This window comes from Pseudomonas sp. 2(2015), assembly GCF_000955865.1.
Classification (GTDB): Bacteria; Pseudomonadota; Gammaproteobacteria; order Pseudomonadales; family Pseudomonadaceae; genus Aquipseudomonas.
In genome coordinates this window covers 297,902-312,775 of sequence record NZ_JYOF01000001.1, presented here as the reverse complement: position 1 = coordinate 312,775, position 14,874 = coordinate 297,902, and the positions used below count along the sequence as shown (strand labels likewise).

General features: G+C 64.5%; 13 protein-coding genes. 12 read left to right on the top strand and 1 reads right to left on the bottom strand.

Translation table 11 applies throughout. The annotated features are described in order from the left end of the window. Positions 1-45: 45 nt before the first annotated feature. Complete coding sequence (ydcS, locus tag UB48_RS01535; RefSeq protein ID WP_045193682.1) at positions 46-1,197, bottom strand: putative ABC transporter substrate-binding protein YdcS; 1,152 nt, start codon at positions 1,195-1,197, stop codon at positions 46-48. 152 nt (positions 1,198-1,349) lie between these two features. On the opposite strand from ydcS, the gene UB48_RS01530 reads away from it, so the two are divergent. From UB48_RS01530 to UB48_RS01475, 12 genes are all read left to right on the top strand, one after another. Further along, complete coding sequence (locus UB48_RS01530; protein WP_045193681.1) at positions 1,350-2,069, top strand: tellurite resistance TerB family protein; 720 nt, start codon at positions 1,350-1,352, stop codon at positions 2,067-2,069. 130 nt (positions 2,070-2,199) lie between these two features. After that, positions 2,200-3,822 carry a methyl-accepting chemotaxis protein gene (locus UB48_RS01525; RefSeq protein WP_045193679.1) on the top strand — a complete coding sequence of 541 codons (1,623 nt, stop codon included), beginning with the start codon at positions 2,200-2,202 and terminating at the stop codon, positions 3,820-3,822. Positions 3,823-3,829: 7 nt separating this feature from the next. Next, the gene (locus UB48_RS01520; protein ID WP_045193678.1) at positions 3,830-4,360 is read left to right on the top strand and encodes a chemotaxis protein CheW; all 531 of its coding nucleotides are present in this window, start codon (positions 3,830-3,832) and stop codon (positions 4,358-4,360) included. Continuing rightward, positions 4,357-5,622, top strand: a complete 1,266-nt coding sequence (locus UB48_RS01515) for a protein-glutamate O-methyltransferase CheR (protein WP_045193677.1) — start codon at positions 4,357-4,359, stop codon at positions 5,620-5,622. The genes UB48_RS01520 and UB48_RS01515 overlap by 4 nt, the downstream gene beginning before the upstream one ends. After that, positions 5,619-6,284 (top strand): chemotaxis protein CheW, encoded by a 666-nt coding sequence (locus UB48_RS01510; protein ID WP_045193675.1) that lies wholly within the window; start codon positions 5,619-5,621, stop codon positions 6,282-6,284. Before UB48_RS01515 ends, UB48_RS01510 begins: the two co-directional genes overlap by 4 nt. Continuing rightward, positions 6,281-8,566, top strand: coding sequence for a hybrid sensor histidine kinase/response regulator (locus UB48_RS01505; RefSeq protein WP_045193674.1), 2,286 nt, complete (start codon positions 6,281-6,283; stop codon positions 8,564-8,566). Before UB48_RS01510 ends, UB48_RS01505 begins: the two co-directional genes overlap by 4 nt. Continuing rightward, the gene (locus tag UB48_RS01500) at positions 8,563-9,576 is read left to right on the top strand and encodes a chemotaxis response regulator protein-glutamate methylesterase (protein ID WP_045193672.1); all 1,014 of its coding nucleotides are present in this window, start codon (positions 8,563-8,565) and stop codon (positions 9,574-9,576) included. Before UB48_RS01505 ends, UB48_RS01500 begins: the two co-directional genes overlap by 4 nt. A gap of 51 nt (positions 9,577-9,627) precedes the next feature. Further along, the gene (locus tag UB48_RS01495) at positions 9,628-10,632 is read left to right on the top strand and encodes a PleD family two-component system response regulator (protein ID WP_045193671.1); all 1,005 of its coding nucleotides are present in this window, start codon (positions 9,628-9,630) and stop codon (positions 10,630-10,632) included. Between the two features lie 153 nt (positions 10,633-10,785). Beyond that, a protein-coding gene (gene prfB, locus UB48_RS27650; RefSeq protein ID WP_143013309.1) for a peptide chain release factor 2 occupies positions 10,786-11,881 on the top strand; the annotation gives its coding sequence in 2 pieces (ribosomal slippage) (positions 10,786-10,857 and positions 10,859-11,881; 1,095 coding nt in all). 93 nt (positions 11,882-11,974) lie between these two features. Beyond that, positions 11,975-13,477, top strand: coding sequence for a lysine--tRNA ligase (lysS, locus tag UB48_RS01485; protein ID WP_045193670.1), 1,503 nt, complete (start codon positions 11,975-11,977; stop codon positions 13,475-13,477). 100 nt (positions 13,478-13,577) lie between these two features. Then, on the top strand, positions 13,578-14,282 hold the full coding sequence (locus tag UB48_RS01480; protein WP_045193669.1) for a TetR/AcrR family transcriptional regulator: 705 nt from the start codon (positions 13,578-13,580) through the stop codon (positions 14,280-14,282). Positions 14,283-14,310: 28 nt separating this feature from the next. Next, complete coding sequence (locus UB48_RS01475) at positions 14,311-14,856, top strand: hypothetical protein (RefSeq protein WP_045193668.1); 546 nt, start codon at positions 14,311-14,313, stop codon at positions 14,854-14,856. The last annotated feature ends 18 nt before the right edge of the window (positions 14,857-14,874 follow it).

Here is a 14,874-nt window from a genome sequence, read left to right as displayed (position 1 = left end):
AGCCCGCGTCTTCAGGTGGGAGCGGGCTTGCCCCGCGACAGGGCCCTAACGGCCGCCCATGATCGCAATATAGTCCTGGGTCCAGCGGCTATAGGGCACGAACTTGCCCCCTTCGGCCTGCGGGGTCTTCCAGAAGGCGATCTTGTCGAACTGGTCGAAACCATTGGTCTTGCAGCCCTCGGCGCCGAGCAGTTCGCTGCCGCTGCAGGCCGCCGGCACCGCGGGCAGCGAGCCGAACCAGGCCGCTACGTCGCCCTGGACCTTGGGCTGCAGCGACCAGTCCATCCACTTGTAGGCGCAGTTGGGGTGCTTGGCCTCGCTGTGCAGCATGGTGGTGTCGGCCCAGCCGGTGGCGCCTTCCTTGGGAATGGTCGAGGCCACCGGCTGTTTGTCGGCTTGCAGGCCGTTGACCATGTAGCCCCAGGAACTGGAGGCGACCACGCCCTCGTTCTTGACGTCACTCATCTGCACCGTGGCATCGTGCCAGTAACGGTGGATCAGCGGATGTTGCTGGCGCAGCAGGTCGAGCACCGCTTGGTACTGGGTTTCGTTCAGTTCATAGGGGTTGTGGATGCCCAGTTCAGGTTTGGCCGACTTCAGGTACAGCGCCGCATCGGCGATGTAGATCGGCCCGTCGTAGGCCTGCACCCGGCCCTTGTTGGGCTTGCCGTCGGGCAGCTCCTGCGGCTCGAAAACCACGCTCCAGCTGGTCGGCGCCTGCTTGAACACCTCGGTGTTGTACAGCAGCACGTTCGGACCCCATTGGTAGGGCGTGCCGTACACCTGTTGGTTGACCACGTACCAGGCGCCGTCCTTGAGCCGCGGGTCGAGGTTCTTCCAGTTGGGGATCAGCGCGGTATTGATCGGCTGCACGCGCTTGCCGGCGATCAGGCGCAGCGAGGCGTCACCGGAGGCGGTGACCAGGTCGTAACCGCCCTTGGTCATCAGGCTGACCATCTCGTCGGAGGTGGCGGCGGTCTTGACGCTGACCTTGCAGCCGGTGTCCTTCTCGAAGCCGGTTACCCAGTCGTAGGCCTTGTCGCTTTCACCGCGCTCGATGTAACCCGGCCAGGCGACGATATCCAGCTGGCCTTCGCCGGCGCCCACGGCTTTCAGCGGTTCGGCGGCCTGCAGGCTGGCGCTGGCCAGCAGGGCGGTGCTCAGGGCGCAGAGCGTGGCGGTCTTGTGCACGAACATGGTGTTCCCTCTTGTTGGAATTATCTCGGGGCGGTGAAAGTGCAGGTATAGCTGGTTTAAGCGTAGGCAACATCTGGAAGCAAATGCATTCAGCTTCGCTTCAGCCTGCGGCAGTACTCTTTGGGCTTCTTTCCTCCCCATGGAGATGCCCCATGAACACCCGCGGCTTGCTTGATCAACTGCTCAAATCCGGCCAGGACCTGCTGCAGAACCAGGGCGGCAAAAGCCCTGCCGGCAAATCCGGCGGCCTTGGCGACCTGCTCGGCGGCAAGGGCGGTGGTGGCCTGGGCAGCCTGCTCTCCGGTGCCGGCGGCGGTGCTCTGGCGGCAGGGGCGATGGGCTTGCTGCTGGGCAACAAAAAGGCTCGCAAGTACGGCGGCAAGGCCCTGACCTACGGCGGCCTGGCGGCCCTCGGGGTGATCGCCTACAAGGCCTACGGCAACTGGCAGGCCAAGCAGGGCACTGCGGTGCAGGGGGGGCCGCAAACCCTCGACCGCCTGCCGCCGGCCCAGGTCGAGCAGCACAGCCAGGCGATCCTCAAGGCGCTGGTGGCAGCGGCCAAGTCCGATGGCCATGTCGATGACCGCGAGCGGGCGCTGATCGAGGGCGAATTCGTCAAGCTGTCCAGCGACCAGGAACTGCAACACTGGCTGCACGCCGAGCTGAACAAACCGCTGGACCCGGCCGACGTCGCCCGCGCCGCCAGCACCCCGGAAATGGCCGCCGAAATGTACATCGCCAGTGTCATGCTGGTGGACGAGGAGCATTTCATGGAGCGTGCCTACCTGGACGAACTGGCGCGCCAGCTCAAGCTTGACCCGGCGCTCAAGAGCGAGCTGGAAAACCAGGTAAAACTTGCTGCCAGTCAATGAAACCGGGCTAATGGCCAGTATCTAGCCCGTTTGGCCCGATCCAGCCGTTAAGTCAGCCGCAAAAGCGCGCAGCCGCTGGGCTATACTCTGCCCATTTTTCCTGCTCGCGTAGAACACTTGAGGGCTGACTGTGAAAAACTGGACCTTGCGCCAACGGATCCTGGCGAGCTTCGCCGTGATTATCGCCATCATGTCGCTGATGGTGGTCGCTGCCTATTCGCGACTGGTGGCCATAGAGTCCGGCGAGGAAGCGGTGCGAACCGACAGCATCCCCGGGGTCTACTACAGCTCCATGATCCGCAGTGCCTGGGTCGACAGCTATGTACTGACCCAGCAGCTGGTGGGCCTGAGTGACCATCGCGAGCTCACCTCGGCCGACATGGAGCTGTACAAGGGCTTTGAAGAGCGCCTCAAACAGCACATGGCCAGCTACCAGGCGACCATTCGCGAGAAGGACGACCAGGCCAGCTTCGACCAGTTCGGCCAGCTCGAAGCGGGCTACCTGAAAGCGGTGGATAGCGTCCTGGAGGCCTACCGCAAGAAGGATTACCCCGAAGCCCAGCGCCTGCTCGCCGAGGTGCTGACCCCGGCCTGGGTCGATGGCCGCAAGCACCTGAACGGGGTGATCGAGCGCAACCGTCATTCGGCCGAATCCGCCACCGACTCCATCGTCAGCGCCGTGGCCACGGCCAAGTTCAGCATGATCGTCTCGCTGTTGCTGGCGATTGTCGCCGCAACCATCTGCGGCCTGGTGCTGATGCGCGCCATCACCGCACCGATGCAGCGTATCGTCCATGCCCTGGACAAGCTCAGCGGCGGCGACCTCAGCGTGCGCCTGAATCTGGACCGCAAGGACGAGTTCGGCGCGGTCGAAACCGGCTTCAACGAAATGATGGGCGAACTGACCAACCTGGTGTCCCAGGCCCAGCGTTCGTCGGTGCAGGTCACTACCTCGGTGACCGAGATCGCCGCCACCTCCAAGCAGCAACAGGCCACCGCCACCGAGACCGCTGCCACCACCACCGAAATCGGCGCCACTTCGCGGGAAATCGCCGCGACTTCCCGCGACCTGGTGCGGACCATGACCGAAGTAACCTCGGCCGCCGACCAGGCCTCGATCCTGGCCGGCTCCGGCCAGCAGGGCCTGGCGCGCATGGAAGAGACCATGCACCAGGTGATGGGCGCGGCCGATCTGGTCAACAACAAGCTGGCGATCCTCAACGAGAAGGCCGGCAACATCAACCAGGTGGTGGTGACCATCGTCAAGGTCGCCGACCAGACCAACCTGCTGTCGCTCAACGCCGCCATTGAGGCGGAAAAAGCCGGTGAGTACGGCCGCGGTTTCGCCGTGGTCGCCACTGAAGTGCGGCGCCTGGCCGACCAGACTGCCGTGGCCACCTACGACATCGAGCAGATGGTTCGCGAGATCCAGTCGGCGGTGTCGGCCGGGGTCATGGGCATGGACAAGTTCTCCGAAGAAGTGCGCCGCGGCATGTTCGAGGTGCAGCAGGTCGGCGAGCAACTGACCCAGATCATTCACCAGGTCCAGGCCCTGGCGCCGCGGGTGTTGATGGTCAACGAAGGCATGCAGGCCCAGGCCACCGGCGCCGAACAGATCAACCACGCCCTGGCGCAGTTGGGCGATGCCAGCAGCCAGACGGTCGAATCGTTGCGCCAGGCCAGCTTTGCCATTGACGAACTGAGCCAGGTGGCCACCGGCCTGCGTGGCGGCGTGTCGCGGTTCAAAGTCTGACCTGCCGATGAACGACCTTCAGCCTCGCCGCAACCAGGATGCGGCCTCCCACGGCACCCTGTACCTGGTGTTTCGCATCGGCGACCAGCGCTTTGCCCTGGACGCCCATGAGGTCGCCGAAGTGCTGCCGCGCCTGCCGCTCAAGCCCATTGCCCAGACCCCGGCCTGGGTGGCCGGGGTGCTGGCGCATCGTGGCGCGCTGGTACCGGTGATCGACGTCGGCGCCTTGAGCTTCGGTTTGCCGGCGCCGGTGCGCACCAGCACGCGCCTGGTCCTGGTGCACTACCGTGCCGACCCGTTGCGCCCGCACTTGCGGCTGGGGCTGATCCTCGAACAGGCCACCGATACCCTGCGTTGCGACCCCGCCGAGTTCCAGCCCTATGGCCTGGACAACCAGCAGGCGCCTTACCTGGGGCCGGTGCGCGAGGATGCCCACGGTTTGCTGCAGTGCATCGGTGTACAGGACCTGCTCAGCGCCGAGGTGCGCCAGCTGTTGTTCCCGCCTGAGCTGGCGGCGAGCGACGAGGGCCTGGCATGAGTGGCGAACAGCGCTTCTTTCGCTTTTTGCAGGATCGGATCGGCCTGGATGTCGCCTCGGTCGGCGCAGCGATGGTCGAGCGCGCCTTGCGTCAGCGCTGCGCCACCCTCGAAGCCCGCGACCTGGATGACTACTGGCTGCGCCTGCAGCAGTCGAGCCAGGAGCAGCAGGCGCTGATCGAGGCGGTGATCGTTCCGGAAACCTGGTTCTTCCGTTATCCGGAGTCGTTCAACGCCCTGGTGACCCTGGCGCGCAAGCGCCTGGCCGAGCTCGGTGGCATGCGCCCGCTGCGCATCCTCAGCCTGCCGTGCTCGACCGGCGAAGAGCCGTATTCGATTGCCATGGCCCTGCTCGACGGCGGCTTTGCCGGGCACAGCTTTCGCGTCGACGCTATGGACATCAGCCCCAATTCGATTGATCGCGCCGAACAGGCGCTGTACGGGCGCAACTCGTTCCGTGGCTCGCACCTAGACTTTCGCGAGCGGCACTTCAGCGACAGCGACGAAGGCCAGCGCCTCGACGAGCGGGTTCGCCAGCAGGTCAAGCTGCAGGTCGGCAATGTCCTGGATCCGGCGCTCAAGGCCCGGGAGGGCAGTTACGATTTCGTGTTCTGCCGCAACCTGCTGATCTACTTCGACGTCCCCACCCAGCAGCGGGTGTTCGAGGTGCTCAAAAGCCTGATCCATGAGCAAGGTGTGCTGTTCATCGGCCCGGCCGAAGGCAGCCTGCTGGCGCGCATGGGCATGCGCCCGGTGGGCATTGCCCAATCCTTTGCCTACGTACGCCAGGCTGAAATGCAGCCGGCGCCGCCGAGCAAGCCGTTGGCGATCCCTTTGCCGTTGACAGTGCCGGTGACGGCGGCCAGCGTGCCGCGCCCGGCGCCGCTGACGGTGCGCAAGCTCAAGCCGATTGCGCCGCCGCCGAAGCCCGCCGCGCAGGATGCGGCCAGCCAATTGCTGGCGCAGATCGCCCAACTGGCCAATGCCGGTAGCAGCACCGAGGCCCAGGCCGCGTGTACCCGTTACCTGCAGCAGTATCCGCCCACTGCCCAGGTGTTCTACTGGCTGGGCTTGCTCAGTGATACCGCCGGCGACAGCGGCGAAGCCCTGAGCCATTACCGCAAGGCGCTGTACCTTGACCCCCAGCATCCGGAGGCACTGGTGCACCTGGCCGCGCTGCTGGCTTCGCAAGGTGATGTCGCAGGCGCCCGGCGCCTGCAGGAACGGGCCGCACGGCGCGCTGACCGGGAGTCTGAGCAATGATGGGTGACAACGACGTGCAACTGGTCGCCAGTGACGCCGCCAGCATCGACGATTGCTGGAACCGTATCGGCGTACACGGCGACAAGAGCTGCCCGCTGCTTGATGAACATATTCACTGCCGCAACTGCGACGTCTATGCCGCTGCAGCGACGCGCCTGCTGGACCGCTATTCGTTGTCTCAGGAAGCCCACGAGCAGAGCGAGGCGCCTGAGCAAGCCAGCAGTGGCCGCTCATTGCTGCTGTTTCGCCTGGGCGAGGAGTGGCTGGCGCTGGCCACCCGCTGCCTGGTCGAGGTTGCGCCGCTGCAGCAGGTGCATTCCCTGCCACACCAGCGCTCGCGGGTGCTGCATGGCGTGGCCAATGTACGTGGCGCGCTGGTGCCCTGCCTGTCGCTGGGCGACCTGCTCGGCCTTGAAACCCAGGGTTCGGCGCCAACCTCGGCGCGGATCATGCCGCGCATGCTGATCATCGCCGCTGCCGGCGGCTCGGTAGTGGTCCAGGTCGATGAAGTGGACGGCATCCATGCTCTGGACCCCGTCCGCCTGGGGGCCGAGCAGGGCGAAACGCGTTTTACCGCAGCGGTGCTGCAATGGCGCGGACGCAGTGTTCGCGTGCTGGATGAAGACCAAGTGCTGTCTGCCGTGAACCGGAGCCTGTCATGACCCCAGAGCAAATGCGCGACGCCTCGTTGCTCGAGCTGTTCAGCCTGGAGGCCGAAGCCCAGACCCAGGTGCTCAGTGCCGGGCTGCTGGCGCTGGAGCGCAACCCGACCCAGGCCGACCAGCTTGAAGCGTGCATGCGCGCAGCCCATTCGCTCAAGGGCGCGGCGCGGATTGTCGGCGTCGATGCCGGGGTCAGCGTCGCCCATGTCATGGAAGACTGCCTGGTCGGCGCCCAGGAAGGCCGCTTGCTGCTGCGCCCGGAGCATATCGATGCGCTGTTGCAGGGCACCGACCTGCTGATGCGCATCGCCACGCCGGGCGATGCCAGTATCGATGCCGCGGTGCAGACCTTTCTGGTGCAGATGGCCGCGTTGCTCGACCCTGGTGCACCAGCAGCGCCTGCGATCGCAGCGCCGCCATTGCCGGAACCCGAGCCCGAACCCGAACCACTGGCGGTCGAGCTGCCAAGCGTTGACCCCGAGCCCGAGGTTGAAGCCGCGCCGGTGCGCAGCGGCAAACGCACGACCGAGGGCGGTGAGCGGGTCTTGCGGGTCACGGCTGAGCGCTTGAACAGCCTGCTCGACCTGTCGAGCAAATCGCTGGTCGAAACCCAGCGGCTCAAGCCTTACCTGGCCACCCTGCAGCGCCTCAAACGCATGCACGGGCAAAGTATCCGCGCCCTCGATGGCCTCAAGCAGCAACTGGAAAGCAGCGGCCAGAGCGCCGAAGTCCAGGACGCTTTGGCCCAGGCCCAGCGTCTGCTCGGTGAGACCCAGCAAATTCTGTTGCAGCAAGCCTCCGATCTCGATGAGTTCGGCTGGCAGGCCAGCCAGCGCGCGCAGCTGCTTTACGACACCGCACTGGCCTGTCGCATGCGTCCGTTTGCCGATGTGCTGACCGGGCAAAGCCGCATGGTTCGTGACCTCGGGCGCTCGCTGGGCAAGCAGGTGCGCCTGGACATCGACGGCGAGAAAACTCAGGTCGACCGCGACGTACTGGAAAAGCTCGAAGCGCCCTTGACCCACCTGCTGCGCAATGCCGTCGATCACGGTATCGAATCGCCCGAGCGGCGCCTGGTGGCCGGCAAGCCCCTGGAAGGGCAGATCCGCCTGCGTGCCTCGCACCAGGCCGGGTTGCTGGTGCTTGAGATCAGCGACGATGGCGGCGGCGTCGACTTGGCACACTTGCGCCAGAGCATCGTCGAGCGCCAGTTGTCACCGGCCGAAACCGTGGCGCAGATGAGCGAGGCCGAGCTGCTGACCTTCCTGTTTTTGCCCGGCTTCAGCCTGCGTGACCGGGTTACCGAGGTGTCCGGGCGCGGTGTCGGCCTGGACGCCGTGCAGCACATGGTTCGCCAGTTGCGCGGCTCGATCGAGCTGACCCAGACCAGCGGCCAGGGCAGTTGCTTTCACCTCGAAGTACCGCTGACCCTGTCGGTGGTGCGCAGCCTGGTGGTCGAGGTTGGCGCCGAAGCCTATGCCTTCCCGCTGGCACATATCGAACGCACCCTGGAGCTGCCGGCCGAGGCCATCGTGCAGATCGAGGGCCGCCAGCATTTCTGGCATGAGGGCCGGCATATCGGCCTGGTTGCGGCCAGTCAGTTGCTCAACCGTCCGCCAAGCCAGGGCGAAGGGCAGAGCATCAAGGTGGTGGTGATTCGCGAGCGCGACATGCTCTACGGCGTGGCGGTCGAGCGCCTGATCGGCGAACGGGTGCTGGTGGTGATGCCGCTGGATGCGCGCCTGGGCAAGGTCCAGGATATTTCCGCCGGGGCTTTGCTCGACGACGGCGCGGTGGTGCTGATCATCGATGTCGAAGACCTGCTGCGTTCGGTGGAAAAACTCCTCAGCACCGGCCGCCTGGAGCGTATCGAGCGCGGCCAGCGCAGCGTGCGCGAGGCGGCGCGCAAGCGCGTGCTGGTGGTCGACGACTCGCTGACCGTGCGCGAACTGCAGCGCAAGCTGCTGAGCAACAAGGGCTATGAAGTGGCCGTTGCGGTCGACGGCATGGACGGCTGGAACGCCTTGCGCAGCGAAGACTTCGACCTGCTGATCACCGACATCGACATGCCGCGCATGGACGGTATCGAACTGGTCACGCTGCTGCGGCGCGACAGCCGCCTGCAATCGCTGCCGGTGATGGTGGTGTCGTACAAAGACCGCGAAGAAGATCGTCGCCGTGGACTGGACGCCGGGGCCGACTACTATTTGGCAAAGGCCAGTTTTCACGATGATGCCTTGCTCGACGCCGTCGTCGAGCTGATCGGGGGAGCGCAGGGATGAAAATCGCCATCGTCAACGATATGCCCATGGCCGTGGAGGCCTTGCGCCGGGCGTTGGCATTCGAACCGGCCCATCAGGTGATCTGGGTCGCCAGCAATGGCGCCGATGCGGTCAAGCTGTGTGCCGAGCAGTTACCGGACCTGATCCTCATGGATTTGATCATGCCGGTCATGGATGGCGTCGAGGCCACCCGGCGGATCATGGCCGAGACGCCGTGCGCCATCGTTATCGTCACCGTCGACCGCCAGCAGAACGTCCACCGGGTGTTTGAGGCCATGGGCCATGGCGCCCTTGACGTGGTCGATACTCCGGCCCTTGGCGCCGGCGATCCGCGTGAAGCGGCAGCGCCGCTGCTGCGCAAGATCCTCAATATCGGCTGGCTGATCGGCCAGCAGCGCAGCACCCCGACCCGGGCCATGGCGGCGCCGGTGCGAGAAGCCGCGCAGCGCCAGGGCCTGGTTGCCATTGGCTCTTCGGCGGGCGGCCCGGCGGCCCTGGAAGTGCTGCTCAAGGGCTTGCCGCGCAGTTTTCCGGCGGCCATCGTGCTGGTCCAGCACGTTGACCAGGTGTTCGCCGCCGGCATGGCCGAATGGCTCAGCAGCGCCTCGGGCCTGGCGGTGCGCCTGGCCAGCGAAGGCGAGCCGCCGCAACCGGGGCAGGTGCTGCTGGCCGGCACCAACCACCACATTCGCCTGCTCAAGAACGGCAACCTGGCCTATACCGCTGAGCCGGTAAACGAAATCTACCGGCCCTCGATCGACGTATTTTTTGAAAGCGTGGCCCGCTACTGGCGCGGCGACGCGGTCGGCGTACTGCTCACCGGCATGGGGCGCGATGGCGCCCAGGGCCTGAAGCTGATGCGCCAACAGGGCTTTCTGACCATCGCCCAGGATCAGCAGAGCAGCGCGGTGTACGGCATGCCCAAGGCAGCCGCCGCGATAGACGCCGCCGTCGAAATTCGCCCTCTGGAGCGAATCGCCGCGCGATTGATGGAAATTTTTCCAAAATGACGATATGTATTGAGCCACGCCGGCTGGCCGGCAGTGACCAGGTGACAGCGCATGAATGATTTACCGCTCGACGGTTTTCCGACCATGAATGAAAATTCGGCAATGGTCCTCTTGGTCGACGATCAGGCAATGATCGGCGAAGCGGTGCGGCGTGGCCTGGCTCACGAAGAGAACATCGATTTCCACTTCTGCGCCGACCCGCACCAGGCGGTGGCCCAGGCTGTGCGCATCAAGCCCACGGTGATTCTCCAGGACCTGATCATGCCCGGCCTTGACGGCCTGACCCTGGTGCGCGAATACCGCAACAACCCGGCCACCCAGGACATCCCGATCATCGTCCTGTCGACCAAGGAGGACCCGCTGGTCAAGAGCGCCGCCTTTGCCGCCGGGGCCAACGACTACCTGGTGAAGCTGCCGGACAACATCGAGCTGGTGGCGCGTATCCGCTACCACTCGCGCTCCTACCTGACCCTGCTGCAGCGCGACGAGGCCTACCGCGCCCTGCGCGTCAGCCAGCAGCAGTTGCTCGACACCAACCTGGTGCTGCAGCGGCTGATGAACTCCGACGGCCTCACGGGGCTTTCCAACCGTCGCCACTTCGACGAGTACCTGGAGCTGGAATGGCGCCGGGCCATGCGCGAACAGGCGCAGTTGTCGTTGCTGATGATCGATGTCGACTATTTCAAGTCGTTCAACGACACCTTCGGCCACCTGGCCGGTGACGAAGCGCTGCGCAAGGTCGCCGAAGCCATTCGCGCCTCCTGCGCCCGCCCCAGCGACCTGCCGGCCCGTTACGGTGGCGAGGAATTCGCCCTGGTGCTGCCCAACACCTCGCCGGGTGGCGCCCGCCTGGTGGCGGAAAAACTGCGCCAGACCGTGGCGGCGATGAACATCGCCCACACCATGCCCAACGCCGACTCGGTGCTCACCGTGAGTATCGGCCTGGCGACCCTTACCCCGGGTATCGGCAGCCATTGCCGGCAACTGATTTCGGCAGCGGACAAAGGCCTGTACCTGGCCAAGAACAACGGCCGTAACCAGGTCGGGGTGGATTGACGGTAGCTACAAGCGGCAAGCTTCAAGCTGCAAGAAAAAACCTGGCGCCGGGTTTTTCTCCGGCCTCTTGTCGCTTGTAGCTTGCCGCTTGAAGCTGTAACTCCGCTATACTCTCCGGCTTTTCTACAGAATACGCACGAGAGCTGCCCGCCCATGGAAATCCAACCGATCCTGAACACCATCAAGGACCTCACCGAGCGCTCCGAGTCCATTCGGGGGTATCTTTGACTACGATCAAAAGCATGACCGCCTGATCGAAGTCAACCGCGAGCTCGAAGACCCGAACGTCTGGAACAAGCCCGAGTACGCTCAGGCCCTGGGCCGCGAACGTGCCATGCTGGCGCAGGTCGTCGAGACCCTGGACAAGATGTCCGGTGGCCTGGCCGACTGCCAGGACCTGCTCGACATGGCCGTCGAGGAAAATGACGAAGGCGCCGCGAGCGACGTCGTGACCGAGCTGCAAGGTCTGGAAGAAAGCCTGGCACAGCTTGAGTTCCGTCGCATGTTCAGCGGCGAGATGGACATGAACAACGCCTACCTGGACATCCAGGCCGGCTCCGGTGGTACCGAAGCGCAGGACTGGGCCAACATCCTCCTGCGCATGTACCTGCGCTGGGCCGACAAGCGCGGTTTCGACGCCACCATCATCGAGCTTTCCGAGGGTGAAGTCGCCGGCATCAAGGGTGCCACCGTGCACATCAAGGGCGAGTACGCCTTTGGCTGGCTGCGTACCGAGATCGGCGTGCACCGCCTGGTGCGCAAGAGCCCGTTCGACTCCGGCGCCCGTCGCCACACCTCGTTCTCGGCGGTGTTCGTGTCGCCCGAGATCGACGACAAGGTCGAAATCGACATCAACCCGTCCGACCTGCGCGTCGACACCTACCGCTCCTCGGGCGCCGGTGGCCAGCACGTAAACACCACCGACTCGGCAGTACGTATCACCCACGTGCCGACCAACACCGTGGTGGCCTGCCAGAACGAACGCTCCCAGCACGCCAACAAGGACACCGCCATGAAAATGCTGCGGGCCAAGTTGTACGAGCTGGAAATGCAGAAGCGCAACGCCGCCTCGCAGGCACTGGAAGACAGCAAGTCGGACATCGGCTGGGGCCACCAGATCCGTTCGTACGTGCTGGATGACTCGCGTATCAAGGACCTGCGTACCGGCGTCGAGCGCAGCGACTGCCAGAAGGTGCTGGACGGCGACCTCGACCAGTACCTGGAAGCGAGCCTCAAGCAGGGGCTGTAAGCCGCACACCACCGCCGCGATGCCCGGCCGCCCGCCGGCATCGCGCGCCCTGCCCGAAAAGGGCAACGAATACCTGATGGAAAGAATGACGACATGAGCGACCTGAAGACCGAATCGCAAGACCTGCAACAGGAAGAAAACAACCTGATCGCGCTGCGCAAGGAAAAACTTGCTGCCGAGCGCGCCAAGGGTAACGCCTTCCCCAACGACTTCCGCCGTGACAGCTACTGCAACGACCTGCAGAAACAGTATGTCGACAAGACCAAGGAAGAGCTGGAAGCAGCAGCGATTCCGGTCAAGGTTGCCGGGCGCATCATGCTCAACCGTGGCTCGTTCATGGTGATCCAGGACATGACCGGGCGCATCCAGGTCTACGTCAACCGCAAGACCCTGCCGGAAGAAACCCTGGCCGCGGTCAAGACCTGGGACCTGGGCGACATCATCGCCGCCGAAGGTACCCTGGCGCGCTCCGGCAAGGGCGACCTGTACGTCGAAATGACCAGCGTGCGCCTGCTGACCAAGTCGCTGCGCCCGCTGCCGGACAAGCACCACGGCCTGACCGACACCGAGCAGCGCTACCGCCAGCGCTACGTCGACCTGATGGTCAACGATGAAACCCGCCACACCTTCCGCGTTCGCTCGCAGGTCATCGCCCACATCCGCAACTTCCTGATGGCCCGCGACTTCCTCGAAGTCGAGACGCCAATGCTGCAGACCATTCCTGGTGGCGCCGCAGCCAAGCCGTTCGAAACCCACCACAATGCCCTGGACATGCAGATGTTCCTGCGCATCGCCCCGGAGCTGTACCTCAAGCGCCTGGTGGTCGGTGGTTTCGAGAAGGTCTTCGAGATCAACCGCAACTTCCGTAACGAAGGCGTTTCGACCCGGCACAACCCCGAGTTCACCATGCTCGAGTTCTACCAGGCCCACGCCGACTACGAAGACAACATGGACCTCACCGAGGAGCTGTTCCGCGAACTGGCCCAGCTGGTTCTGGGCAGCACCGACGTGCCGTACGGCGACAAGGTGTTCCACTTCGGCGAGCCGTTCGTGCGCCTGTCGGTGTTCGACTCGATCCTCAAGTACAACCCCGAGATCAGCGCCGCCGACCTGCAGGACATCGACAAGGCCCGTGAGATCGCCAAGAAAGCCGGCGCCAAGGTGCTCGGCTTCGAAGGCCTGGGCAAGCTGCAGGTGATGATTTTCGAAGAGCTGGTCGAGCACAAGCTCGAGCAGCCGCACTTCATCACCCAGTACCCGTTCGAAGTCTCGCCGCTGGCCCGTCGCAACGACGACAACCCGAACGTCACCGACCGCTTCGAGCTGTTCATCGGTGGCCGTGAAATCGCCAACGCCTACTCCGAGCTCAACGATGCCGAAGACCAGGCCGAGCGCTTCATGGCCCAGGTGGCCGAGAAAGACGCCGGTGACGACGAAGCCATGCACTACGATGCCGACTTCGTCCGTGCCTTGGAATACGGCATGCCGCCAACCGCCGGTGAAGGCATCGGCATCGACCGTCTGGTGATGCTGCTGACCAACTCGCCATCGATTCGCGACGTCATCCTGTTCCCGCACATGCGCCCACAGGCCTGAGCGAACTGAACAAGCCGCCTTCCGGGGCGGCTTTTTCATGCCTGGAAGAAATTCATCGATCGGATCCAACGTTTGGGGTAGACCAGCAGTGACTCCTGCAATGACTCAACAAGGCGCCGCCTGCGTGGCTACAGCGGTGGCCGAAAGCGTGCAGTACCAGGGCCGCAAGGCCAGCCGCGAAGGCAGCGAGCAGCGCCGCCAGCAGATCCTCGACGCGGCCATGCGCATCGTCGTGCGTGATGGCGTGCGCGGCGTGCGCCACCGCGCGGTGGCAGCCGAGGCCGGCGTGCCGCTGTCGGCGACTACCTATTACTTCAAGGACATCGAAGACCTGCTCACCGACACCTTCGCCCAGTATGTCGAACGCAGCGCGGCCTACATGGCCAAGCTCTGGGAGAACACCGAGGTGGTGCTGCGCCAGTTGCTCTCCCAGGGCGATGGCAGCCCGCAGTGGCGGGCGCGCCTGGCCGACGAAGTGGCGAAGATGACCACCGACTATGTGCAGCGCCAATTGCATAACCGCCGCGACTTTCTGATGGCCGAGCAGGCCTTTCGCCAGGAGGCGCTGCTGTGCCCGCGCCTGGCCGAGCTGGTCAAGCTGCACGAGCAGATTCTGCTGCGCGGCGCCGTGCAGATGCTGCAGGTGGTAGGCTCGTGTCAGCCACAACAGGATGCCCTGGTGTTGACGGCGATTATCGAGCAGATGGAATATCAGGGCCTGCTCGACGCTGAACAAGCCCAGGCTGAAGCGCCGATGCTCGCTATTCTTACCCGGTACCTGCATCTGGTCTTGGCGTCGGTGTAAGGCGCGAACCTATTTCAAGGAGAGGTTGATGAAAGCCAGAACCCTGCTGTTGGCATTGTCGTTCTTGCTGCTTGGCGGTTGTCTGGTCACCTTCAACGAGCCGATTCCGGGCAACAAACCTGCGCCCAAGGCCCTGCTCGGCACCTGGACCAGCAAGGACGCCTGGGGCGAGCCGCTGACCCTGCAGATCAGCCGCAGCGGTGGCAACGCCTACAAGGCAGTGGCCATCGGCAAGAACAAGAAGCGCGACGAGTACGCCTTCACCGTGTCCCAGCACGGCAATCGCTGGTACCTCTCGGCCGGCGTGCCCAAGCGCCTGGGCGGCAACTTCCTGATCGGCGGCTTTGAAGTGCTCGATAACAAGGAACTGGTGGTCTACAACCTTGATGTCGAGCAGGTCAACCAGGCCGTGCAGAAGAAAGAACTCAGCGGCCGCAGCATCGAGGTGCCCGAAGAAAACGGCGAAGGGGTTCTAATCGACAGCCCGGCCGAGCGCGTCCTGGCTTACCTGGACGACCCGGCCAACTCCGACCTGTTCATCGAAGTGGCGCGCTTCAAGCGGGCCGGCAAGTAATCAGCGCAATTCAAGGAG

What these genes read in the sequence shown, in the direction of transcription:
- ydcS (WP_045193682.1), bottom strand. Translation starts at nt 1,197, where the DNA reads ATGTTCGTGCACAAGACCGCCACGCTCTGCGCCCTGAGCACCGCCCTG.
- UB48_RS01530 (WP_045193681.1), top strand. Translation starts at nt 1,350, where the DNA reads ATGAACACCCGCGGCTTGCTTGATCAACTGCTCAAATCCGGCCAGGAC.
- UB48_RS01520 (WP_045193678.1), top strand. Translation starts at nt 3,830, where the DNA reads ATGAACGACCTTCAGCCTCGCCGCAACCAGGATGCGGCCTCCCACGGC.
- UB48_RS01515 (WP_045193677.1), top strand. Translation starts at nt 4,357, where the DNA reads ATGAGTGGCGAACAGCGCTTCTTTCGCTTTTTGCAGGATCGGATCGGC.
- UB48_RS01510 (WP_045193675.1), top strand. Translation starts at nt 5,619, where the DNA reads ATGATGGGTGACAACGACGTGCAACTGGTCGCCAGTGACGCCGCCAGC.
- UB48_RS01505 (WP_045193674.1), top strand. Translation starts at nt 6,281, where the DNA reads ATGACCCCAGAGCAAATGCGCGACGCCTCGTTGCTCGAGCTGTTCAGC.
- UB48_RS01500 (WP_045193672.1), top strand. Translation starts at nt 8,563, where the DNA reads ATGAAAATCGCCATCGTCAACGATATGCCCATGGCCGTGGAGGCCTTG.
- UB48_RS01495 (WP_045193671.1), top strand. Translation starts at nt 9,628, where the DNA reads ATGAATGATTTACCGCTCGACGGTTTTCCGACCATGAATGAAAATTCG.
- lysS (WP_045193670.1), top strand. Translation starts at nt 11,975, where the DNA reads ATGAGCGACCTGAAGACCGAATCGCAAGACCTGCAACAGGAAGAAAAC.
- UB48_RS01480 (WP_045193669.1), top strand. Translation starts at nt 13,578, where the DNA reads ATGACTCAACAAGGCGCCGCCTGCGTGGCTACAGCGGTGGCCGAAAGC.
- UB48_RS01475 (WP_045193668.1), top strand. Translation starts at nt 14,311, where the DNA reads ATGAAAGCCAGAACCCTGCTGTTGGCATTGTCGTTCTTGCTGCTTGGC.